This window comes from Oceaniradius stylonematis (assembly GCF_003149475.2).
Lineage (GTDB): Bacteria > Pseudomonadota > Alphaproteobacteria > Rhizobiales > Rhizobiaceae > Roseitalea > Roseitalea stylonematis.
Window position 1 is genome coordinate 1 of record NZ_QFWV02000009.1, and the last position, 21,467, is coordinate 21,467.

The 21,467-nt window shown below is 66.3% G+C and carries 22 protein-coding genes; 5 read left to right on the forward strand and 17 right to left on the reverse strand.

Features of this window, described 5'->3' with window-relative positions:
* The 3 genes from DEM25_RS16295 to idi all read left to right on the forward strand — a co-directional run.
* Positions 1 to 195 (forward strand): aminotransferase class I/II-fold pyridoxal phosphate-dependent enzyme (locus DEM25_RS16295; protein ID WP_120222711.1); only part of this gene is annotated, 195 nt, incomplete at its 5' end.
* Positions 196 to 373: 178 nt separating this feature from the next.
* A complete protein-coding gene (locus tag DEM25_RS16300) occupies positions 374 to 1,114 on the forward strand; it encodes a spheroidene monooxygenase (protein ID WP_109768465.1) in 741 nt (246 codons plus the stop codon).
* A gap of 4 nt (positions 1,115 to 1,118) precedes the next feature.
* Entirely contained in the window at positions 1,119 to 1,652 is a 534-nt protein-coding gene (idi, locus tag DEM25_RS16305) for an isopentenyl-diphosphate delta-isomerase (protein WP_109768464.1), read from the forward strand.
* Positions 1,653 to 1,857: 205 nt separating this feature from the next.
* On the opposite strand, the gene pufM is transcribed toward idi, so the two are convergent.
* From pufM to DEM25_RS16360, 11 genes are all read right to left on the reverse strand, one after another.
* A complete protein-coding gene (pufM, locus tag DEM25_RS16310) occupies positions 1,858 to 2,850 on the reverse strand; it encodes a photosynthetic reaction center subunit M (protein ID WP_109768462.1) in 993 nt (330 codons plus the stop codon).
* 4 nt (positions 2,851 to 2,854) lie between these two features.
* A complete protein-coding gene (gene pufL / locus DEM25_RS16315) occupies positions 2,855 to 3,712 on the reverse strand; it encodes a photosynthetic reaction center subunit L (protein ID WP_109768461.1) in 858 nt (285 codons plus the stop codon).
* A 126-nt stretch (positions 3,713 to 3,838) separates the two neighbouring features.
* Positions 3,839 to 4,036 carry a light-harvesting antenna LH1, alpha subunit gene (gene pufA, locus DEM25_RS16320; protein ID WP_109768460.1) on the reverse strand — a complete coding sequence of 66 codons (198 nt, stop codon included), beginning with the start codon at positions 4,034 to 4,036 and terminating at the stop codon, positions 3,839 to 3,841.
* A 12-nt stretch (positions 4,037 to 4,048) separates the two neighbouring features.
* Positions 4,049 to 4,270 carry a light-harvesting antenna LH1, beta subunit gene (gene pufB, locus DEM25_RS16325; protein ID WP_109768459.1) on the reverse strand — a complete coding sequence of 74 codons (222 nt, stop codon included), beginning with the start codon at positions 4,268 to 4,270 and terminating at the stop codon, positions 4,049 to 4,051.
* Positions 4,271 to 4,387: 117 nt separating this feature from the next.
* Entirely contained in the window at positions 4,388 to 4,609 is a 222-nt protein-coding gene (locus DEM25_RS16330) for a hypothetical protein (protein ID WP_109768458.1), read from the reverse strand.
* Between the two features lie 48 nt (positions 4,610 to 4,657).
* Positions 4,658 to 6,118, reverse strand: coding sequence for a chlorophyllide a reductase subunit Z (bchZ, locus tag DEM25_RS16335; protein ID WP_109768457.1), 1,461 nt, complete (start codon positions 6,116 to 6,118; stop codon positions 4,658 to 4,660).
* A gap of 211 nt (positions 6,119 to 6,329) precedes the next feature.
* A complete protein-coding gene (bchY, locus tag DEM25_RS16340) occupies positions 6,330 to 7,919 on the reverse strand; it encodes a chlorophyllide a reductase subunit Y (RefSeq protein ID WP_109768455.1) in 1,590 nt (529 codons plus the stop codon).
* Between the two features lies 1 nt (position 7,920).
* Positions 7,921 to 8,925 carry a chlorophyllide a reductase iron protein subunit X gene (locus DEM25_RS16345; protein ID WP_109768454.1) on the reverse strand — a complete coding sequence of 335 codons (1,005 nt, stop codon included), beginning with the start codon at positions 8,923 to 8,925 and terminating at the stop codon, positions 7,921 to 7,923.
* Positions 8,922 to 9,863 carry a chlorophyll synthesis pathway protein BchC gene (gene bchC, locus DEM25_RS16350; protein ID WP_109768453.1) on the reverse strand — a complete coding sequence of 314 codons (942 nt, stop codon included), beginning with the start codon at positions 9,861 to 9,863 and terminating at the stop codon, positions 8,922 to 8,924. Before bchC ends, DEM25_RS16345 begins: the two co-directional genes overlap by 4 nt.
* 109 nt (positions 9,864 to 9,972) lie before the next feature.
* Complete coding sequence (locus DEM25_RS16355) at positions 9,973 to 11,097, reverse strand: methyltransferase (protein ID WP_109768479.1); 1,125 nt, start codon at positions 11,095 to 11,097, stop codon at positions 9,973 to 9,975.
* Between the two features lie 41 nt (positions 11,098 to 11,138).
* Positions 11,139 to 12,008, reverse strand: coding sequence for a polyprenyl synthetase family protein (locus DEM25_RS16360; RefSeq protein WP_109768452.1), 870 nt, complete (start codon positions 12,006 to 12,008; stop codon positions 11,139 to 11,141).
* A gap of 94 nt (positions 12,009 to 12,102) precedes the next feature.
* Here DEM25_RS16360 and crtD point away from each other — a divergent pair, with 94 nt between their 5' ends.
* Positions 12,103 to 13,674, forward strand: coding sequence for a 1-hydroxycarotenoid 3,4-desaturase CrtD (gene crtD, locus DEM25_RS16365; protein ID WP_109768451.1), 1,572 nt, complete (start codon positions 12,103 to 12,105; stop codon positions 13,672 to 13,674).
* On the forward strand, positions 13,671 to 14,564 hold the full coding sequence (locus DEM25_RS16370; protein WP_245412954.1) for a carotenoid 1,2-hydratase family protein: 894 nt from the start codon (positions 13,671 to 13,673) through the stop codon (positions 14,562 to 14,564). The genes crtD and DEM25_RS16370 overlap by 4 nt, the downstream gene beginning before the upstream one ends.
* On the opposite strand, the gene DEM25_RS17845 is transcribed toward DEM25_RS16370, so the two are convergent.
* The 6 genes from DEM25_RS17845 to bchI form a co-directional block, all read right to left on the reverse strand.
* A complete protein-coding gene (locus DEM25_RS17845) occupies positions 14,552 to 14,698 on the reverse strand; it encodes a hypothetical protein (protein WP_158585294.1) in 147 nt (48 codons plus the stop codon). The genes DEM25_RS16370 and DEM25_RS17845 overlap by 13 nt on opposite strands.
* Before the next feature lie 3 nt (positions 14,699 to 14,701).
* Complete coding sequence (locus DEM25_RS16375) at positions 14,702 to 15,754, reverse strand: phytoene/squalene synthase family protein (RefSeq protein WP_109768450.1); 1,053 nt, start codon at positions 15,752 to 15,754, stop codon at positions 14,702 to 14,704.
* A complete protein-coding gene (crtI, locus tag DEM25_RS16380) occupies positions 15,735 to 17,267 on the reverse strand; it encodes a phytoene desaturase family protein (protein ID WP_109768449.1) in 1,533 nt (510 codons plus the stop codon). The genes DEM25_RS16375 and crtI overlap by 20 nt, the downstream gene beginning before the upstream one ends.
* 61 nt (positions 17,268 to 17,328) lie before the next feature.
* On the reverse strand, positions 17,329 to 18,249 hold the full coding sequence (bchO, locus tag DEM25_RS16385) for an alpha/beta fold hydrolase BchO (protein ID WP_109768448.1): 921 nt from the start codon (positions 18,247 to 18,249) through the stop codon (positions 17,329 to 17,331).
* Positions 18,249 to 20,084 carry a VWA domain-containing protein gene (locus tag DEM25_RS16390; RefSeq protein WP_109768447.1) on the reverse strand — a complete coding sequence of 612 codons (1,836 nt, stop codon included), beginning with the start codon at positions 20,082 to 20,084 and terminating at the stop codon, positions 18,249 to 18,251. Before DEM25_RS16390 ends, bchO begins: the two co-directional genes overlap by 1 nt.
* Positions 20,062 to 21,093, reverse strand: a complete 1,032-nt coding sequence (gene bchI / locus DEM25_RS16395; protein ID WP_109768446.1) for a magnesium chelatase ATPase subunit I — start codon at positions 21,091 to 21,093, stop codon at positions 20,062 to 20,064. The genes DEM25_RS16390 and bchI overlap by 23 nt, the downstream gene beginning before the upstream one ends.
* Between the last annotated feature and the right edge of the window lie 374 nt (positions 21,094 to 21,467).

The following is a 21,467-nucleotide window of genomic DNA, read 5'->3' on the forward strand; positions in this document are numbered from 1 at the left end:
AAATGGATCTCGGACATCCTTCTGGACGATTACGGCATCTATGTGCAGCCGATCAACTATCCGACGGTGCCCGTCGGCACCGAGCGGCTGCGCATCACGCCGACGCCGTTCCACACCGACGCCGACATCGCGCACCTGTCCAGCGCCCTGTGCGACCTGTGGAGCCAGTGCGCGCTGGCACGCGCCGTGGCGTAGGGGCGCAAGGCGTCATTTCGGCGATTGCCCGTCACTTTCGTCCTCTGCCCGCAAGAGGGGTGAGGGGAGCCCGGCAAAGCCGGGCTTGATGCGAAGGTATAGGTTGGATTGCGTAAGGGCAGGGTTACGTTAGACTGTGAGCGCGACGCTCAGGCGGCGGAAAGGTCCGCAACCGACAATGCAGATCGTGACACTCTCGCTCTATCACTTTGCCGGCCCGCCGGCGAAGCTGTGGGCGTTTTCGCAGATGGGGCTGATGCGCCCGGCGGTCGCCCGCATGGAGGGTCTGCGATTTTACAAGATGATGGGCACCGGGGCCGGTGCCGGCTTTTCAACGACGCCTGATCTTTCCACCTACACGCTTCTGTGCGTCTGGGACGATATGGCCGCGGCGCGCAAGGCGCTTGATACCGCCGAGCCTTTTGCCCGCTACCGGGCACGCGCCGACCGTTCCGCAACGCTTCTCATGGCCGCGACGCAGACAAGAGGGCAGTGGAGCGGTGCCGAACCGTTTGCCGTCGATGCGGGAACGCGGCCGCAGGGGCCGATCGTGGCACTGACCCGCGCGACGCTGCGCTGGTCGAAGCTGGCGGCTTTCTGGTCGCTGGTGCCTGCGATCTCCGATATGGCCGAGGCCGACGCGCACCAGCATTTCATGATGGGCATGGGCGAGGTGCCCTACAAGCACCAGATGACCTTTTCGATCTGGGACGACGAGGCGGCGATGCGTGACTTTTCGCTCAACAGTCCGACCCATGGCACCGCCGTCCGGCGTGCGTGGGACGAGGGCTGGTTCGCCGAATCCCTCTTTGCGCGGTTCAACCTTCTGGGCGTCGAAGGCGCATGGCCGGGTCTCGAGCGGTTCGCCTCGGGCGCCGAGCCGGTGACGGACGACATGCGATCGCGGCAGGCGGCCTGAGACGATGGACACGATACGCGACACCGACCCGATCATACCGGCCATCGCCGAGGACGGCTCTTTCTATCCGATCGGCAAGATGCAGGCGCATCGCGAAGCGGTGTTTCACCTGGCCGTCTCAGTGTTCGTCTTTTCGGGCGAGCATCTGCTGATCCAGCAGCGCGCGAAGCACAAATATCATTGCGGCGGCCAGTGGGCGAACACCTGCTGCACGCACCCTCACTGGGACGAACCGGTCGCCACCAGCGCGGCGCGGCGTCTGCGCGAGGAGCTCGGCTTCGGCGTTCCGCTCACCGAGCGACACGAGGTGGAGTATTCGGCCGATGTCAGCAACGGGCTGCACGAGCACGAGCGGGTGACGATGTTCATCGGCCATGCGGATCGCGACACTCTCGTGATCCGGCCCAACCCGGATGAGGTGGCGGCGGTGCGCTGGGTGACGGCGGACGAACTGCGCGCCGACATGGCCCGCGATCCTGAAGCCTATACGCCCTGGTTCCGCATCTATTGCGACCGGTTTCCGGACCTGAAGATCTGAGCGCCAGAGCGCTGCCGAACCCCCCAGGTTGCCGACACGAAAAAACCTCCGCTTCGCGTCCGAAGCGGAGGTTGCAGACCGGCCCGATGTTTGGAGGACAGTGACCGGCCGTCCGGTGCCGCCGCAAAGCCGGCGCCATGGCGCGCCGCCGGCTGTGCGGCATGCCGGGCAGGCGGGGTGCGCCCGCCCGGCAGTTGCCCTGATTTCAGTTGCCGTCTCCCCAGGACGACCGGGTCGAATCCGGCGTGATCGGCCACCAGCTGGCATCCTCCGGCACGATGCCGTGCTTGATGCCCCAGGCCGTCCAGTCATCGACCACCGTGCCGGTGAGCAGGATGCCGATGCCGCCGGTCAACACACACAGCATGGCGAACCACCAGGCCCAGCGGTGGATGGACTCCATCGTCGCGTTGAAGCCCATCGTCCAGCGCCAGAACAGCGCGCCGCGCTCGGCGGCCGTGCCCCGGTCGGTGATCTGTTCCAGTTCGCGCTCGGCGCCGTAACGGCTGGTCGCCAGAATGGTCGCGCCATGCATGGCGAACAACAGGGCCGATCCGTACAGGAACACGATCGACAGCATGTGGAACGGGTTCCAGAACAGGCTGCCGCCCCAGATCAGCGAGAAGTTGTTGGTCCAGTCCAAATGGCTCAGAATGCCGAACGGCACGGCCTCGCTCCACGAGCCCATGGCGATCGGGCGGATGAAGCCGAGCACCAGATAAAGCCAGATCGCGGCGGCAAAGGCCGCCGGCACGTGAAGCCCCATGCCGAGTTCCACCGCACGCCGATACATCCGGGCCCACCACAACAGGATCGATGTGGTGATGAAGAAGCCGGCGATCAGCCACCAGCCGCCCTCGTTGAGCGGCGGCATGACCTTAAGCCCGTATTCGGGCGGCGGCGGGTCGAGCGTAAGCCAAGGCATTTCGAGGACGAAACGCACCGGGTTCCAGTCGACCTGGACCCAGTAGTTCAGGCCGATGATGACGAAGCCGATCGTGAAGGTGACCAGCGAGGCGACGCCCAGAAAGCCCAGATAGATGGGCCCGAGCTGGGCGTTGCCGATCTTGCCGATCCACCACGAGAAGGTGGCCGACTTGGTCCGGTCCATCCCGCTTTCGATCGGAATGCCCATTTCAGGCTGCGTGCGCACCTGAACGGTGGTGAAGATGTTCTGATATTCGGGTAGCAGGCTCATCGTTTCATCCTTCCGCCCATCTCAGCGAGAGATTGCGCAGCGGCTCCCACCATTCGATCCACGAGCCGCCATAGATCGGCCCGGCGGAAATGAAGATGCAGACCGCGCTCCAGAACCCGGCATTGAGCGCCAGTATGAGGCCCAGCCGGTGGATGCCCAACGTACCGATCGAATAGCCGATCGTGTCGCGGAAATAGGTGTCTTCGTGCTCGGGCGTCTTGACCTCGGCGGGCTCCTTCTTCAGCGAATTGTGGTTGGACGGGTTGGCGGCTGAAAGGATCAGGCCGCCATGCAGCGCCAGCGCGAAACAGGTCGTGAAGAAGAATGTGATCGCGATCATGTGCGCGGGGTTGTAGTGGAAATTGCCGTACTGATAGCCGGTGTCCCACACCCATTGCAGGTGGCTCATGATGCCATAGGGGAAGCCGTGCCCCCAGGCGCCGAGCAGGAGCGGCCGGAAGACGACCAGCGTCACATAGGCGAAGATCGCCACGCCGAACGCGAACGGCACATGATAGCCGATGCCGAGCTTGCGACAGATTTCCACCTCGCGCAGCGCCCACGAGACGAAGGCGCCGACCGCGCAGATCGTGATGATCTGCCACAGGCCGCCTTCTGACAGCGGTGCGAGCCCGAGCCCGTACTCGATGGGCGGGGGGTTGATCGAAATCAGCCAGATGTTCCAGGTGGGGCCCAGCGATGCACCATAAATGATGAGCGCCGTGCCCAGAGCGGCAAAAAACACGGTCGTGACGCCGAAGAAGCCGACGAAGAAGGGACCGACCCAGAAGTCGAACAGGTCCCCGCCAATCAGCGTCCCGCCGCGAACGCGATATTTCCGCTCAAAACTGAGCATTGCCATGGTTAGCCTCCAAAAGCGGATGCCGGCAGAGAGCCGGTTCCGCCCAATAACGGTTGATCGGCGGCGGGCAGACCTGCGGGCAACGCGTGCCCTTCGGCGATGCCCGCCACCTTTTGTGTCGCAGCGTCAGCCGAGCATGCGCGGCGTGGCCGCCGGCAACTCGCTCGTTTCCATAGCTGCACCCCCGACGGGGTTGCCTTCGAGCCAGTTGTAGCGGTCCGTGCTGAGCAGAACGAAATGAATCAGAACTGCCAGCGAGAACAGGAAGACGCCCTGTACGACCAGCGTTTTGCGCGGGTCGAAGACCATCCAGATTCTCCACATGTTGCTACTCCTTTACGAAAGCATGGGCAGGAGGGCCGACACCGTCTGGTTGACGCTCTCGAGAGATGCGTAACCTTCCGGTCCCGGAATCCAGGGCCGCCAGAACCAGACAAGAAGATGCGCCACCACCGCGATTGCGGTAAAGATCGCAAAACCTTGCATGTAGAAGCCGTGGAACTCCTGGGCTTCGCTTTCCGTCATGCCGGACAGCGAAACGCTTTGTGGACTAGACATATATAGACCTCCTAGTCACGGTTGCCGCGGTGCCCCCGCGGCGGGGTGCTTCGGGACCGGTGCTGGCACCGTTCCGTCCGCGTTCACCGGATTTGACCCCGGTGAATTCGATATCGGTCACACCAAAAGGGCGTAACCGGCGGCGGCGCGGGCCGAAGACAGCGCCTCCGAAAAAACTGTCTCGCCGACCGGTGCCTGCGCGCCGGTGCGCTTGAGCGCGGCCGCGGCGAGGCATGGCAGGAACGAAACGGCCACGAGCGCCCGGTATTCGAGCCGGTCCCGCCGCCGCACGCTGCGGTGATGGCGGGCGGCCTTGATCGATGGCATCGGTGTCGTCATCGCGTCACTCCTTTCGCCCGCGCCCGGCGCGGACTTGCTGGTGGCCGGTCATGCGGCCTTGCCCGTCACGGCCTGAAGCCGCGCGCGTTCGACATGGGATCGGTCGACACGCTCGGCATTCTCGTTCTGGGCAATGGTTTCGGCGGCATCGCGCAGGTTCTTGGCTGCGGAGATGCGCACCAGGACAGGTTGCGCCTCGACGATCCGGTCGAGGTCGGATTGGGCTTCAACGCTCCATGGCATGGAGCGGTTGACGCGGGCCGGTGTCGCCTCGACCGAGTCGAGATCGGTGGCGAGCGGGATGATGTTGAACAGCGCGTCGAACAGGCCGTTGCAGACTTCCTGGATCATCCAGGAGGCGCCCGAATAGCCCATCACAGGGGTGCCGGTGTGGCGGCGGATGATGGCGCCGGGAAACGACAGCGGAATGTAGATCGCCTTGCCGCCGGTTTCGGCCAGATACATGCGCTCATTGTAGGAGCCGAACAGGATCAGCGGCGGCGTGTCCTTGATCGCCTGCCGGATCGCCTTATTGTCGGGCTTGATTCCGGCGCGCCGCGGATAAGAGAAGGTGCAGGGCAGACCCATCTCGTCGGCAAGGAAGTTGCGCACGCCGCGCTCATAGGTTTCGCTGGCGACGATGGCGAAGGAGGCGGTGGCGAAGAAATCCTGCGTCACCGAGCGCCACAGATCCCACATCGGTTTCAGCGTCGTGTGCTTTTCGCGCTCGATGAACGGTTCGGGATCGAGGCCCAGCATCTCGCCGAGCGTGCGCAGGAAAGCCGTGGTCGAATGGATGCCGATCGGCGCCTGCAGATAGGGCCGGTCGAGTGCCTCGCACAGGCCGCGGCCGAACTCGCGATAAAGGCAGACATTGGCGTGCGCGTTGGCGAGCCTGGGCACATCGGCAAGGTGCGAACCAAGCGGGAAGGCCATGTTGACCTCGGCGCCAATGCCCTCGATCAGTCGCCGGATCTCGGCCAGATCGGACGGCATGTTGAAGGTGCCGTAGATCGGCCCGATGATGTTGACCTTGGGCTTTTCGCCTTCCTTGACGTCCTTCGGTGGGCGCACCTTGCCCTTCTTGGGGCCAAACTCCGTCCACAGCCACTTGATCGCGCGGTCGGCGGACTGCCACTGGTCCTCGTCGATCGTGCGCGGCAAAAAGCGCTGGATGTTGGTGCCCTCGGGCGTCACGCCGCCGCCGATCATTTCGGCTATCGAGCCGGTGACGACGACCGCCGGAAGATCGGGATCGAGCACGGCGCGGGCGTTCTTCATGGACTGTTCGGTGCCCGTCTGGCCCAGTTCCTCTTCGGCAAGGCCGGTGACGACGATCGGCAGTTCGTGCGGGGGCAGGGCGTCGGTGTAGTGCAAGACCGATGTGACCGGCAGGTTCTCGCAGCCGACGGGACCGTCGATGATCACCTGCAGGCCCTTGATGGCGGTGAAGGCGTAGACCGAACCCCAATAGCCGCCGGCGCGGTCATGATCGATGATCAGGGTCATGGCGCGGCTCCCGTGATGACGGGACTGCCTCCCCCTTGAGGGGAGGCACGAGAAGCAACCTTCGGGCTTGCCCCGAAGCGAAGCTGATCGGGTGGGGGTAACAATTGGGCGGTATCGGTGACTTTCACCCCCACCCGGCTCTGTCGCGCTTCGCGCGCCACTCGCCGATGTCCCCTCAAGGAGGAGGTTGGGAGCGATGTCTTGACCATCTTCATGTGCCCACCGCCTCGCCGGAATCGACGGCGTTCTTTGCGATCTTCGTGCGGGCCGCATATTTCTTGCGGAATGCGGTGTTGATTTGCGGCGTGTCTTCCCAGACGCCGGCCGTGTCGCCGGTGCCGACGCCCTCGAAGAACGCGGTCATCGCGTCGAAACGCGCCTTGTTGGCGATTGCGGCGTTGATCACGGTGGCGATCGAGCCGGCACCGGCCGGGCCCATCAGCGGCCGCGCCGAGATCAGGTTGGTGAAGTAGAGCGCCGGGGTCGAGGCCTGTTTGGCATGCTGGACGACGGGTGTCGTGCCAATGGCCAGATCGGGCTTGAATTCCTCGAAGGCGGCGATGTCCTGTTCGAGCGAAGCGCGGAAATTGACCTCGACACCCTTGGCGGCGAGCCATTCGGCATCGTCTTTGGACCAAGGCGTTTTCGGGCAGGCGGTGCCGACGTAGCGCAGATCGGCACCCGCTTCGACGAGCAGGCGACCGACGAGCAGTTCCGACCCCTCATAGCCCGACAGGGTGATCCGGCCCTCGATGGGGTTTGCGGCCAAGGCGCCGCGGGTGGCGTTCACGAAGGCGTTGCGCGCCGCGTCGATCTTCGCCTTGGCGACATTGGCCTTGTCGCCGATGGCCTGGAGCCAGGAATCGACGCCCTCGGCGCCCACCGGGGCGGAACCGACGATGGGCCGGCCGGCGGCGGTGAACTCGCGGAAGCTCGCTGTGTAGAAGGGATGGATGCCGGCGACGACGGCGCAGTCGAGCGCCGCATACAGTTCGCGCCATTCACGCACCGGAACGACCGGACCGCATGCCAGGCCCATCGGCTCCAGCATCTGGCCGATCACCACCGGATCGGCGGGGAACATCTCGCCGACGAGCGTGACGGTCGGGCGTTCCTCGATGCCCTCGCGCGGCGCCAGAACCGGGCCGGCGGCAGCCTCGGTGCGGGCATATTTCAGCATCGCGCCGGAGAGAACGTCCTTGGCCTCGGCATGGGTCGGCACGCCGAAGCCGGGCACGTCGATGCCGACAATGCGCACGCCATCGATCTGCTTGGGCAGCGCCTGCAGCGGGATGCCCGATGCGGTCGGCACGCAGAGGTTGGTGACGACGATCGCGTCATAGTCTTCGGGCTTGGCCATCTCGTGGACGGCATCGCGAATGTCTTCGTAGAGCTTGCCGGTGACGAGCGTTTCGGAATTGAAGGGCACATAGCCGACCGAGCGGCGCGCGCCGTAAAAGTGGCTGGTGAAGGTCAGCCCGTAAACGCAGCAGGCCGAGCCCGAAAGGATCGTGCCGACGCGGCGCATTCTCAGGCCGACGCGCAAGCTGCCGAAGGCCGGGCACATCGATTGCGGCTGCTCGTGCGGGCCCTTGGGATAATCGCGCTCGAAGCCATCCATCAGTCCGGCATTGCCGGCGGCCTTTGCGGCCGCCTTCATCTGCTCGGGGCCGGCATGGCAGCCGGCACCGTCGATCGCCGATTGCGCGGCGGCCTGACGCGCCAGTTCCGCATCCCTGTCGGGCGCAGGCTCGGCGTCCTTGGGGATGTGCGGATCGCGTATGAGCGTCGTCGTCGCCATCTCAGACCTCGTCGTAGACGACTTCGAGCGACGGCTTGTCGATCTTGCCGGCAGCGCACATGTCGTCGATCGTCGCGGGGGTCAGAACGAAATCCGCGCCGGTTTCCTCGGTGTCGAACAGGGCCAGCAACCCGTCCTGGGTCAGAGGCGCGGGCTGGTGCGGCGGCGCTTCGCAGAGGTTGTCGGCCAGTACGCCGAACAAGTCGCCCCACTGGCCTTCGGGATAGCCGATGATCTGGTAGTTGGCGCTCTTGCGGCGGATGTCCTCATTCTGCGGGATCGCGGCGAGCACCGGGATGCCGACGGCCTCGGCAAAAGCGGCCGCTTCGCCCGTGCCGTCATCCTTGTTGACGACCATGCCGGCGACGCCGACATTGCCGCCCAGCTTGCGGAAATACTCGACCGCCGAGCAGACATTGTTGGCAACGTAGAGCGATTGCAGGTCGTTGGAGCCGACGACGACGACCTTCTGGCACATGTCCCGTGCTATGGGCAGGCCGAAGCCGCCGCAGACCACGTCGCCCAGGAAATCGAGCAGGACATAGTCGAAATCCCAGTCGTGGAAGCCGAGCTTCTCGAGCGTCTCGAAACCGTGAATGATGCCGCGCCCGCCGCAGCCGCGCCCCACTTCGGGACCGCCCAGTTCCATGGCGAAGACGCCGTCGCGCTTGAAGCAGACATCGCCGATGGCAACTTCCTCGCCCGCTTCCTTCTTCTTGGACGAGGTTTCGATGATGGTCGGGCAGGCCTTGCCGCCGAACAGGAGCGAGGTGGTGTCCGACTTCGGATCGCAGCCGATCAGCAGCACCTTCTTGCCGGTCTGGGCGAGCATGTAGGAAAGGTTCGCAAGCGTGAAGGACTTGCCGATGCCGCCCTTGCCGTAGATCGCGATGATCTGCGTTTGCTTCTTCACCTCACCGGTCGGGACCGGATCGGGCTCTTGCGCGGCTTCGTCGCGCAGCTTGTCGTACATGTCGGCGCCGGGCCGGCTCATGGAGTCGGTCATGCGTCTTTCTCCCAGGTCAGAACCATTTTCGTGCAGGCCGGATCGTTGAAGGCCGTCCGGTAGGCCGCGTTGGCGTCTCTGGCGGACGCTTGATTGGAAATCAGGCCCGAAAGGTCGAGCTTTCCGGCCGTGACGAGATCGAGCGCGGCATTGACATCGCCGGGCTGGAACTCGGCCGCGATGCGGATCGAGGCCTCGCGCATGAAGGCGGGCGGGAACGTGAAGCTCAGCGGCGTGCCGTAAAAGCCGGCAAGGACGATCTGCCCGCCGCGGGCAAGGCGCGGGACGCACCGGTCGATGATCGCCGGATCGCCGCTGGCATCGATGATCGTTGCGTGATCGCGGCGGTCGTCGTCATCGCCATTGGTGACGGCATATCCGGTTGCGCCATCGCGGCGCGCCGGATTGATCTCCCAGACCGTGGGCGCATCGGCGCCCAGCGCCATGGCGATCCGGGCGAGCAGCCGGCCGACCACGCCATGGCCGATTATGAGGCCGGGCAGGGCGACACCGGGCAGCGTCAGAGCATGATGGGCGGTGGCCGCAAGGGCCAGCAGCACGGCGTCGCGGCCGAGCGTTTCGCTGACCGGGTAGACCTTCTTGCCGCCGACGACGACTCGCGCGGCGCTGGCGCCGAACAATGGCCGGACATCCTCATAGCAGCGCGCACCGGGCACGAAGACCAATTGTCCCTCTGAGAGGCCGCACCCGTCCGTCACCTCCCGCACGCGGCCGACGCCTTCGTAGCCGGGAACCAGCGGGTATCCCATGCCCGGGAAAGTGGGCATCGTGCCGTCCCAGAGCATCTTCTCGGTGCCGGTTGAGATGCCGCTCCACAACACATCGACGACGGCGTCGCCGGGCTGCGGCGCGGTCAGGCCCACATCGCGCAGGGCGATGGTCTCGGGCTTTTCCAGAACGATCGCGTGTGTGTTCATCGCTTACGGGCCTGTCCTCGATGCGAGGTTCAGACTCTGCCTCCAAGCGTCATCCTAGAATTACATCCAAATGTGTCAACTAATTTTTACACATTTTCGACCACGATCCCTATTTGCGTGCGGACACAAGGCCGGCGACCACTGGCATTCGGGTCCGGTGTTGTCGCATGTGCCGGAAACCGGCAGCCTGAAGCAGGGCGAAGATGTCGTCGGGCGCACGGCAGCGGCCCGAGCGCATGGCCATCAGATAGAAGGTGAAATAGGCGGCGACCTGCCGCGCACCGGACGCGTCGCCGGCCATCGGCTCGCCGATGATCAGCGTGTCGCCGTCTTCCATCGCCTCGTGAATGGCTGACAGGATGCGCAAAGCCGCGGCATCGTCATGGTCGTAGAGGACGCGGATCAGCGCATAGCAGTCCGCGTCGCGCGGCAGCGCGTCGTCCAAAAACGATCCGCCATGGACGGTCAGCCGCCCGGAGAGCGGCCCATTGGCCAATCGCTGGCGGGCGGTTTCGGCAACGGCGGGCAGATCGAACAGCGATAGCTCCAGGCTGGGCCAGCGGTTGCCGGCGACCGTGACGAAGGCGCCGCTGCCACCGCCGACATCGAGAAGGTGCCGATGCCGGTCCATCGGATAGGCATCGAGCACTTCCTCGATCACCATGTCCTGGCTGATGCGCATCAGTTCGGAATAGGCCGCGCCGTCTTCGGCGCCGACCGTGCCGCCGACATAGGACCAGAAGCGGGACGTTTCGGTTTCAGCCGGAGGATCACGCAGCAGCGCGACCGGATCGGCGAGGTCGCGATAGACGGCACCATGGTGCCGGATCATCGCGGTGATGCCGGGGCTTTGCGTGAGAACGGCGCCATGATCGTCGAGCGTCCAGCGCCCGTCGCTCGTGCGGGCGACGAGGCCGATCCCTTCGGCGGCGCGCAGCAACCGATCGGCGGCATCGCCCGGCAAACGCACATGGCGAGCAAGGGCGGCAGTGTCTTTTGGATCGTCTTCGAGCGCCGCGAACAGGTCCAGTTCGACACAGGCCAGCAGCACTTGAGAATTGACGAATCCGGCAGTGAGGGCAAACAGCTCATTGGCACGCTTGTTGGTGATCCGCCGGAGGATCGGCCAGTTGCGGGCGCGGCGGCGGAATGCCGGATCGGCGATCATCCGGTTTCGCCAAGTGCGAATGCGGTCGGACAGCGACGCGCGCGAAGGGGTTGCCTTGCGGCTCATGGCTGGCTCCGGCGGGGCATGCGCAGCGTCGGCCATGGCCGTCAGGCGGCGCGGCTCGCAAGGCTCTCGGGCATCAGCCGCTTGGCTTCGCCGGCGATCAGGTCGCGCAGCATCGGTGCGCCGGGGCAGTCGGGTACGGCGGCGACGGTCCGGCCGACCAGGTCATGCAGCCTTGCGATCGTGGCGTCGAGGCCACCGGCGGCAACCGCATTGGGCCGGCCGTTGGCGTCGTCCTGCCCGCAAGGCTTGCCGATCTCGGCTTCATTGGCGGCGAAATCGCGCAGATCGTCAGCCACCTGATAGGCCGCGCCGAGCGCGTCGCCCATTGCGCGCCAGGTCTGCGGGTCGGCGCCGGCGGCAATCGCGCCGGCCATCGTCGCGCCGGTGAACAGCGAGGCGGTCTTGGCGCGGTGATATTCGACCAGCGGGATCTCGTCCTCGCTCTCCCATGCCTGGCCGGCGACCAGCCCGTGCGGCATGCCGACCGCCTTGGCGACGGTTCCGGTGAGCGGTGCGATCAGGTGGGGGGTGCCGACGCATTGCCGGGCGATGGTTTCAAAGGCGGCGATGATCAGCGCATCGCCCGCCAGAAGCGCCAGCGGCTCCGAAAAGGCAGAGTGGACGGCGGGCTTGCCGCGGCGGATATCGGCATTGTCGAAACAGGGCATGTCGTCATGGACGAGCGAGGCGCAATGCAGCAGTTCAATCGCCACGGCAGCGGCGTCGGACGCCTCGGGATGGTCGTCACCGCACGCCATCGCAACGGCAAGGCACAGGCGCGGGCGCACCCGTGCTCCGCCGGGAAACACCGCATAACGCAGGGCCTTTGCGATCTTCGGCGGCTGGTTGCCCGCCGTGGCGTGCTTGATCGCGGTTTCAAGGGCGCGCTCGATCCGCTTTTGCATGTCCATGGCTGGCTCCCGATCCGATGCCGTTCGTCAATTTACAACGACATAAAAGACTGTAAAGTAAAATTGACACAACGGCGGAAAATGTCAACGCGGCATGAGCAGACACGCGCAGCGCGAGCGGATCATCGTCATCGGGGCGGGCATGGGTGGGTTGGCCGCGGCGATCGGTCTGGCCGGACATGGCTACGATGTCCTGGTTCTGGAGAAGGAGGCGGCGCCCGGCGGCAAGGCGCGGCACGTCATGGTCGGCGATGCGGCAATCGATGGCGGGCCAACCGTCTTCACGATGAAATGGGTGTTCGACCGGCTGCTGGAAGGATCCGGGCAGCGGCTTGAGGATGTGGTCGACATTGGCATGGCAAAGGTTCTGGCGCGCCATTTCTGGACCGATGGCACGAGGCTCGATCTGCACGCGGATATCGACCGGTCGGCCGAGGCGATCGCAGCCTTCAGCGATGACGCCAATGCGGCGGGCTACCGCCGCTTTTGTGCCGACAGCCGGCGCATGTTCGAGACGCTGAAGGAACCGTTCATGGCCGACCAGCGGCCGAACATGGCCCAGTTCCTGTGGCGGATCGGGCCGCTTTCGATCCACCGGCATCTCGCGCTCAGGCCGTTTCAGACGATCTGGTCGGCGCTGGGCGGCTATTTTCCCGACCCGCGCCTGCGCCAGCTCTTTGCGCGCTATTCCACCTATGTGGGCTCGTCGCCCTTCATGACGCCGGCAACGCTTATGCTCGTCGCCCATGTCGAGCAGGACGGGGTGTGGATGGTCGATGGCGGCATGCATGCGCTGGCCAAGGGGCTTGTGCGGCTCGGCGAGGCGCGCGGCGTGCGCTACCGGTTCGGCGCCGGCGTCAGCCGCATCGTCACCCGTGAGGATCGTATCGTCACCGGTGTCGTGCTCGATGGCGGCGAGGCGATCGAGGCAAGTGCCGTCGTCTTCAACGGCGATGTGTCGGCGCTGGCAAACGGCGCGCTCGGCACGGCGGCGCTCGCCGCCAAGTGCAAGCCCGTCACGCCGGCTGAGCGCTCCCTTTCGGCGATGGCATGGACCGGGCTGATGACGGTGCCGGAGTTTCCGCTGGTCCATCACAATGTGTTCTTCTCGCCGGACTATGCCGACGAGTTCGGAGCGATCTTCGAGCGGCGCGCGACAACAGCCGCGCCGACCGCCTATATCTGTGCGCAGGACCGTGCGAGCGACGGCACGCTCAGCCCCGAGGCGCGGGCGCGGGGCACCGAGCGCGTGCTGATGCTGATCAATGCGCCGGGCGACGGCGACATGACAGAGTATGACGATCAAGAGGCCGACAAATGCCTGACACTGACCCTCGACCAACTTTCGCGATGCGGCCTGCACATCGACCGGACGGCGCTGGAAGCCCGGGTGACGACGCCGGCGTCGTTCAACCGGCTGTTTCCGGGCAGCGGCGGGGCGCTGTACGGACGGGCGTCGCACGGCTGGATGGCGAGCTTTCGCAGGCCGGGGGCGAGGACGGCCCTGAAGGGCCTCTATCTGGCGGGGGGCAGCGTTCATCCGGGGCCGGGCGTGCCGATGGCGACGCTTTCCGGCATGCTGGCGGCGGACGCTTTTCTGTCGGACCGGTTTTCGACGCCATCGTTCCCCGCGGCGGCTATCTCTGGTGGTATGTCGATGGAATGAGCGCCTGCGGACGCTACGGCGTCTCGGTGATCGCCTTCGTCGGTTCGGTCTTTTCGCCCTATTACGCCTGGCGCGGGCGGCGCGATCCGGACGATCATGTGTGCATCAATGTCGCGCTCTACGCGCCCGGGCGCAACCGCTGGACGATGACCGAGCGCGGCCGCGGCGCGATGAGCCGCGATGCCACCCATTTCCGCGTCGGACCGAGCCAATTGACCTGGAATGATGGCCGGCTGTCGATCGATTTCGACGAGATCGCCGTGCCGCGACCGCCGCGCCAGTGGCTGCCGCAGCGGGTGGCGGGCCGCATCGTGCTGACGCCGCACGCGATCACCGATCGCGCGTTTCCGATCGACGCAGAGGGGCATCAGCGCTGGTGGCCCATCGCGCCGTCGGGCGACATTGCCGTCAGCTTTTCGAGGGGCGGCATGCCCGACTGGTCCGGCCATGGCTATCTCGACAGCAATTGGGGCGAAATCGGGCTTGAAGACAGTTTCGCGCGCTGGGACTGGGCGCGCGGCGAACTGGAGAACGGCGAATCGGTGATCCTTTACGACACCGAGCGGCGAGACGGCTCGCGCGGTTTTCTGGTCCTGCATTTTGGCCGCGACGGCACGATCACCGAGCGCGACGAACTTCCCCATACGGCGCTGAAGTCCGGCTTTTGGGGCGTGGCGCGCGGCGCCCATGCCGATCCGGGCCATGCGCCGGTGCTGGTCGAAACGCTCGAGGACGGGCCGTTCTACCTGCGCCAGACGGTCGACACGGTGCTGTTCGGCCAAAAGGTCCGGCTGATGCATGAGAGCTTTTCGGGCCTGCGCTTTGGCAATCCGCTGGTCAAGGCGATGCTGCCGTTCCGCATGCCGCGCCGGGCGCGCTATGGCTCCTGATCGGCCTTTGCTTCGGCCTCAAGCCGGGCCTTGAGCGCGGCCTTGTCGCGTTTCAGCGTGCGCATCTGCCAGACATAGAAGACGGCAAAGCCGACGGCGCCGAAGATCACCTCGATGATGCCGAGATTTTCCACCGGTCACCCCCGCTGCGCGCCGGCGAGGCGGACCTGCCGCTGCCGGTCGCGGGCGTCGCCCATGATTTCCAGCATGCGGCCGAGCTTGGCGTCGATGGTGCGCGGCGGGACCGGATCGGACGAAGCGGCGATGTCGACGAGAAAGGCGGCCGAGGGGTCGGCTGGGACGCTCGCGGGCGGTCGCATGGGGAACGGCATCAGTGTGGCGACGGCGATCAGTTCGCCCTTGCGGCGGCGGCTGGTGTGGGCGCGTGTGTCGATGGAATTGTATTCCGCCGCACCGATTTCCCGACCGATTTCGCGATAGACGAAGGCCGCACTGCGGATCGCCGGCCGGCAGTCGAGCGGCAGGCCGGCAACGCCGGTCAGCGCCCGGTCGTACAACGCATCGGCCTCGCCCAGAAGGCGCGCGACGACGCGGCCGAGTTGCGGCGTGAACCTCGGCGCATCGATCAGGGCCCGCGGGTCGACGCCTTGCTCAGCCAGCCAGTCGAGCGGCAGGTAGATGCGGCCGCGCCGCGCATCCTCGCCCACATCGCGCGCAATGTTGGTCAGTTGCATGGCAAGGCCCAGATCGGCGGCGCGTGCCAGAACGGCGCGGTCGCGGCAGCCCATCGCCATCGTCATCATGACACCGACGGTCGAGGCGACGCGGGCCGCATAGGCTTTCACATCGGCGAAGGTGCGGTATTCGCGGCCCGCTTCGTCCCATTCGAAACCTTCAATCAGGGCCAGCGGCACCTCGATGGGGATGTGATAGGTCTGAACGACTGCCGCGAAGGCGCGGTCGCAGACCAGATCGATCGGACAGCCTTCATAGATCAGCTCAAGCCGTCTTTTGAGGCGCTGCGATGCGCGCCCGTCATTGCCCGCATCGTCGACCAGATCGTCCGACGAGCGGCAAAAGGCGTAAAGCGCGCGCGCGCCGAGACGGACGTCGCGCGGCAAAAGACGCGAGGCGGCGTGAAAGCTCTTCGAGCCGGCGCGAATCGATTCGTGGCACAGGCGCCGGTCGCGCGCGCTCAGAAGCGGGGTCCTACGCGCGTGCGGTGGCATGGGGCACCAGCTTGTCGAGAATGGCCGCCGACGAGACGACACCGGGAAGGCCCGCGCCGGGATGGGTTCCCGCGCCGACCATGTAGAGATCGCGCACTTCCTCGGAGGCGTTGTGCGGGCGGAACCAGGCAAGCTGGAAGATGGTCGGCGCCATGCCGAAAGCGGCGCCCTTGGTCGACAGGAGCCGGTCGCGGAAGTCCAGCGGCGTCGTCAGCTTCGTCGTGACGATCGCGTCCGACAGGCCTGGCATCATTGTCTGTTCGAGATGATCCTGTATGCGTTGGCGATAGGGCTCGGCCGTGGCATGCCAATCGGTGTCGCCATCGAGATTGGGCACTGGCGACAGCGCGTAGAACGCGTCACAGCCTTCCGGCGCCACCGAGGGATCGGATGCCGACGGCCGATAAAGATAAAGCGAGAAGTCGTCGGCCAGCACTTTCCTGTCGAAGATGTCGGTCAGCAGCCCGCCATAGCGCGGCCCCATCAGGATGGTGTGGTGACCGATATCGTCGTAGCGGCGGCTGGTGCCGAAATACCAGACCAGAAGGCTCATCGAATAGTTCATGCGCCGCACCCTGCGGTCGGTCCAGCGTTTCCGCTTGTGGTTGCGCAAAAGGTGCGTGTACGTCCAGCCGGCATCGGCATTGGAGACGACGCAATCGGCGGCGACGGTCTCGCCGCCAGCAAGACGGACGCCCTTTGCCGCCCCCTCTTTCACGATGATCTCATCGACCTGCACGCCAAGCCGGAAACGCGCGCCGTGCCGCTCGGCCAGATCCGCAATGCCCCTGGCGAGCGCGCCGGTGCCGCCCATGGCATAGTGCACGCCATACTCGCGCTCGAGAAACGAGATCAGGCTCATGACGCCCGATGTGCGCATCGGATTGCCGCCGATGAACAGCGGATGGAAGCTCAGCGACTGGCGGAGATGGTCGTTTCGGACATATTTCGACACAAGAGCGTGCACCGAGCGGTCCGCGCGCCGGGCGACGAGGCCGGGCATCTGCCGCACCATCTCGGCGAGCGAATGGAACGGCTGGTCGATCATCTTCTGAAAGCCGGTCCGGTAGCACTTCTCGCTTTCGACGAGGAAATCCTCGTAGCCGTCAATGTCATCGGGCTCGAACGCGGCGATTTCTTCGCGCATCTTGTCTTCGTCGGACCAGCAGCGGAAGGTCCGCCCGTCATCGAAGCGGATCGTGTAATAAGGCTCCAGCGGCTTGAGCGTGACATGGTCTGCCATGCGCTCGCCCAACAGCGTCCAGAGCGCCTCGAAGACGAATGGCGCGGTGATGATGGTCGGCCCGGCATCGAAGGTGAACCCGTCCTGCCGGTGGACATATCCGCGCCCGCCGACATCGTCGAGCTTGTCGATCACGGTGACGCGATAGCCGCGCGCGGTCATGCGCACTGCGGCGGCAAGTCCGCCGAATCCGGCACCGATCACCACCGCGTGGGGACGCTGGTCAGGTTCGGTTTCGACCGGCGGAGGTGTCTGGTGAACGGTCATCATGACCCCAAGTAAAGACACGGGCTGCCGCTTTGGCAACTGCCGGGGAAGGATGAAAGAGCGCTCATTGCGCCGCCTCGGCGGTATCGAGAAGGCCGGCGGTACGCGCCGTTTCCTCAATGATTTCAGCAAACTGGTGCGGGGCGGCCTCATGCGCCAGGTGCCCGCCCGACGGCAGGGACAAGATGGTGGCCGAGTTTGTCAGCGTCGCCGCATGTCGCGAGACGCGCGGCGGCACCATCCGGTCGTCCTCGTTGACGATGAGCGTCGTCGGCGTCTTCAGGTCGGCCAGCCGGCGCTGCAGCGGCTCGAGATTCCAGTTGGCCATCATGCCCAAGGCCCCGGCGACATGGGACGGCATGCCGACGAGGGTTTCGTAGTGGCCGATCGTCGTCTCGTCGAGCGCCGATCCGGTGTTGGCCAGGAGCCGGCGGGGCAGGCGCGTGTGGCGCGCCTGGAAGGCCACTGTATGGGCGGTGAACGGGTTGACGAAGAGCGCCTTGGCCAGCGGCGAGAAGATGGCATTGCCTTCGATCGGTTCGAGCGCGCTGTTGAGGCCGATCAGCGCGGCCGGTTCGATCCGGCCGCCGAGCGCCATCTCGATGAGAATGGCCGCGCCCGCCGAGTGGCCGGCGGCGATGGCGGGCGCGAAATCGAGCGTGTCGAGCAGTCCGGCCAGCGCGTCGGCCATGCCGGGCAGGGAGAGGACGCGGCCGCGCGCCTCGGAGGTAAAACCATGACCGGGCAGGTCGGGCGCGAGCACGTCGAACCGTTCGGCCAAAAGCCGCATCAGCGCGCCGAACGAATGGGTCGATGCGCCCGTGCCGTGCACAAGCAGGCATTTGGGAGCGCCGGCCTCGCCCATGCGCTGGACATGCCAGACAAGGCCGGCGGCCCGCACGAACCGGCTGTGCTCGGCGTTCGGCCATCGGCCCTCGACCGCATGCCAGCCCTCGGGCGGGGCGGGGTCGGCCGGGGCGGCCATCAGCGCGGCGCCTTCAGATAGTTCGAGACGATGCCGGACATGGCGCCCGCATCGGCACGCGGCAGCGTGACATAGTCGGCGTGCATGGCTTCTGCGAGGGTTCGGGCGCTGTCGCGCGGCCGCCGGGCAATGTCGATGATCACCGAACGAATGCCGGTCAGGGCCGCACGCCGGGCCATCTCTTCGGCATCGGCGCGCGCCGCCTGACGATCCTGCGTGCCGTCGAGCGCCACATTGCCCTTGCCGTCGGTCAAAAGCACGATCAGCGGCGACTGGCCGCGCCGCCGGGCGCGATCGGCAAGATCGAGTGCCTGGCAAAGGCCGGCGGCAAGCGGGGTCGGGCCGCCGCCGGGCAGGGCGGTCAGCGACCGCTTGGCCCTGACGAGCGAACGGGTCGGCTCCAGCAGCACGTCGGCGCCTTCGCCGCGGAAGGCGACCAGCGCGACCTGGTCGCGGCGGACATAGCAATCGGCCAGAAGCAGTTCGACGCAGCCCTTGGCCTCGCCGAGCCTTTCGAGGGCGGTCGAGCCCGATGCGTCGACCGCAAAAATCGCAGTGGACTCGGTGTTGTGGGCGTAGCGGACATAGCGGAAGTCGGACGGTCGCACGCAGAGCGGTTCCCCGGGTGTCCAGGCGGGCAGGCCGCGCGCCTTGCGGCGGATCATCTGCCAGGGCGCGGCGCTTCGAAGCGTGGCGACGACGTTGGGCCGGGCTCCGGGAAAGGGCGGCCGGGTGACCAGGCCCGCCGGCCGGCCCCGCCGGGCGCCCTGGCGCACCGCGCCCGACTTGCCCGCCGCGCTCTGCGCGCGGGTGCGCGTCATGTTGGCCTGGTGGAACAGGGCCAGATCGAGCTTGGCGCCTCGCGTGGCGGCGATGGCAAGGTCCTTGAGCTGTTCGGGGTCGAAGGCGGTTTCGGTCTCGCTGTCCTTTTCGGGGGCATCGGGCCGGTCGGGGCGCCGCTCATCCCTCGGAGGGGTGTCGTTTCCGGCGTCGTTGTCCGCGCTGCTGCCGTCCGCCTGATCCGCCGGCGCCTCGATCATCGCGCCGCAGGTGAGCCGCAGCGCCGTTGCGACATCGTCCGGCGAGGCTTCGGAACGGCCGGCGGACGCGGCAAGAATGCGGGCGGCCAGCATGGCCTGGGCAGGCGCGCGCATCGATGCGCCGCGCAGCATGGCGGCGACCGCAACGATCGTCTCGGCCAGCGGGTCGGCGATGGTGACGGCCTGGACTGCGCTTTCGTCCGGCGGCTGAGGCGTTTGCCGTTCGATCGTCGCGTCGCCGATCGCGATGCCGTCGAGACGGACGCGCAATCCCAGCCGGTCGGCGACGGCACCGGGCAGCGCATGATCCTCGTCGCCGTCGCTTTCATCGAGCGCGACGATGCCGAAGCCCGATGTCGCGTCATGGGCGCGGGCGATGATGCCGGCGGTGCCTGGCGCGAGCCGTTCGGCCATGGCGACGATCAGGCAACCGCCCCAGAGCGTCTCGAGCAGACCGGCTTCGTGCACGGGCGTGCCGCCGGCCAGTGTCGCGGCAATGTCGATGCCGCCGGTCAGGCGGCCGGCCGACACGGCGGGCGTGATACGCTTGACCGGCCTGGTCGCCGGCAGCATGGCGCGCGCCGCCTCCTGCCACCGGTCCCGGACGGGCGAGGCGCGGGCGATAACGTGGATGCCGCCCAGTGCCGCCGGCGCCGCGGCAAAAATCCGCGCCGCGCACAGCGCGTCGGCCCAGGCCGGATCGCCGGCGCTGGAATGGTCGGCCGAAGGCGCAGGCTCGGCCGCCGGTGCCGGGAAATCCGCCGGGCCGCTTTCAAGCATGGCCGGCGGCGCCATTGGCCACCTCGCCGACGGCGCGCTCGACCCGGACCGCCGAGCCCGCCTCGTCGAGCGGGTCGCGGCGCAGCCGGTGCCGCAGGGCCATGGGCGCGATGGCCACCAGATCGACCTTTGTCACCTCATTGCGGCCGGCGAGGGCGGCGCGGGCGCGGGCGGCCCGCATCAGGGTGAGTTCGCCGCGCAGTCCGTCAACGCCGAGACGCAGGCATATGTTGGCGGCCAGTTCGAGGACGGCGTCCGGCGTCTCCACCTGGTCGAGCATGGCTTGTGCCTTTGCGACCTTGCGCCGGACGGCTGCGTCCTTGCGGCTCCATGCGCGGACAAACCCGTCCCGGTCGCGCTCATAGGCTTCACGGCGGCGCACCACCTCGACCCGCTCCTTGAGCGTATCGGGCGAGGCGACATCGACCGACAGGCCGAACCGGTCCAGCAATTGGGGTCTGAGTTCGCCCTCTTCCGGATTGCCCGAACCGATCAGCACGAAACGGGCGGGATGGCGCACCGAAAGGCCCTCGCGTTCGACAAGGTTGACGCCCGACGCCGCGACATCCAGCAGGAGGTCGACCAGATGGTCTTCGAGCAGATTGACTTCGTCGATATAGAGAAAGCCGCGATTGGCGCGCGCCAGCAGCCCCGGCTCGAACGCCTTTTCGCCAGAGACCAGCGCACGCTCCAGATCGAGTGCGCCGCACACGCGATCCTCGGTGGCGCCGAGCGGCAGATCGATGACCGGGGCCGGTTCGGTGCGGACGCGGGGCGGCTTGTCGCCGGTACACGCAGGACATATGTCGACCGGCTTGTCCGGCTGGCAATTGTAGCGGCAGCCTTCGCGCAGTTCGATCTTCGGCAGAAGCGCGGCCAGGGCGCGCACCGCGGTCGATTTGCCCGTTCCCCGGTCGCCGAACACCAGAACACCGCCCAGGAGCGGGTCGACTGCGGCCATCAGAAGGGCCTGCTTCATCTCCTCCTGGCCGACGATCGCGGCAAAGGGAAATGGTGCCGACATGAGTTGCTCCCCGATCTGGCTTCCAAGTGTCAATTTCAATTGACATTCTGGCATGGCAAGTCGTCGATTTCCACGACGTTTTTCCCGCCGGTGAAACCAACTAAAGTTGTAGCGCGTTAACGGGTTGGCGCGAAATTGCGCCACAACCGCCGCGGTCACACCTGCAAGCTGTTGACGCGTCTCATTGGGGTGCTAGGTGTAGCCGCGAAGGGATTTTAACCGGAGGAAACCACGTGAAATCGCTTAAGACATTTCTTTTCGCGGCGGGCGCCGTGCTCGTATCCACATCGGCGCACGCCATCGACGGCGATCCGGCGGCCGGTGAGCAGGTGTTCCGCACATGCAGCACCTGCCATAATGTCGAGGAAGAGCGC

Coding starts and splice junctions, on each gene's coding strand:
- DEM25_RS16355 (WP_109768479.1), bottom strand. CDS start 11,097: ATGAGCCGCAAGGCAACCCCTTCGCGCGCGTCGCTGTCCGACCGCATT.
- bchZ (WP_109768457.1), bottom strand. CDS start 6,118: ATGACCCTGATCATCGATCATGACCGCGCCGGCGGCTATTGGGGTTCG.
- bchI (WP_109768446.1), bottom strand. CDS start 21,093: ATGTCGGCACCATTTCCCTTTGCCGCGATCGTCGGCCAGGAGGAGATG.
- DEM25_RS16390 (WP_109768447.1), bottom strand. CDS start 20,084: ATGGCGCCGCCGGCCATGCTTGAAAGCGGCCCGGCGGATTTCCCGGCA.
- bchC (WP_109768453.1), bottom strand. CDS start 9,863: ATGAACACACACGCGATCGTTCTGGAAAAGCCCGAGACCATCGCCCTG.
- DEM25_RS16345 (WP_109768454.1), bottom strand. CDS start 8,925: ATGACCGACTCCATGAGCCGGCCCGGCGCCGACATGTACGACAAGCTG.
- crtI (WP_109768449.1), bottom strand. CDS start 17,267: ATGATGACCGTTCACCAGACACCTCCGCCGGTCGAAACCGAACCTGAC.
- DEM25_RS16360 (WP_109768452.1), bottom strand. CDS start 12,008: ATGGACATGCAAAAGCGGATCGAGCGCGCCCTTGAAACCGCGATCAAG.
- pufM (WP_109768462.1), bottom strand. CDS start 2,850: ATGAGCCTGCTACCCGAATATCAGAACATCTTCACCACCGTTCAGGTG.
- DEM25_RS16300 (WP_109768465.1), top strand. CDS start 374: ATGCAGATCGTGACACTCTCGCTCTATCACTTTGCCGGCCCGCCGGCG.
- DEM25_RS16330 (WP_109768458.1), bottom strand. CDS start 4,609: ATGACGACACCGATGCCATCGATCAAGGCCGCCCGCCATCACCGCAGC.
- bchO (WP_109768448.1), bottom strand. CDS start 18,249: ATGGCCGCCCCGGCCGACCCCGCCCCGCCCGAGGGCTGGCATGCGGTC.
- pufL (WP_109768461.1), bottom strand. CDS start 3,712: ATGGCAATGCTCAGTTTTGAGCGGAAATATCGCGTTCGCGGCGGGACG.
- pufA (WP_109768460.1), bottom strand. CDS start 4,036: ATGTGGAGAATCTGGATGGTCTTCGACCCGCGCAAAACGCTGGTCGTA.
- DEM25_RS16370 (WP_245412954.1), top strand. CDS start 13,671: ATGAGCGCCTGCGGACGCTACGGCGTCTCGGTGATCGCCTTCGTCGGT.
- DEM25_RS16375 (WP_109768450.1), bottom strand. CDS start 15,754: ATGCCACCGCACGCGCGTAGGACCCCGCTTCTGAGCGCGCGCGACCGG.
- idi (WP_109768464.1), top strand. CDS start 1,119: ATGGACACGATACGCGACACCGACCCGATCATACCGGCCATCGCCGAG.
- bchY (WP_109768455.1), bottom strand. CDS start 7,919: ATGGCGACGACGACGCTCATACGCGATCCGCACATCCCCAAGGACGCC.
- crtD (WP_109768451.1), top strand. CDS start 12,103: ATGAGCAGACACGCGCAGCGCGAGCGGATCATCGTCATCGGGGCGGGC.
- pufB (WP_109768459.1), bottom strand. CDS start 4,270: ATGTCTAGTCCACAAAGCGTTTCGCTGTCCGGCATGACGGAAAGCGAA.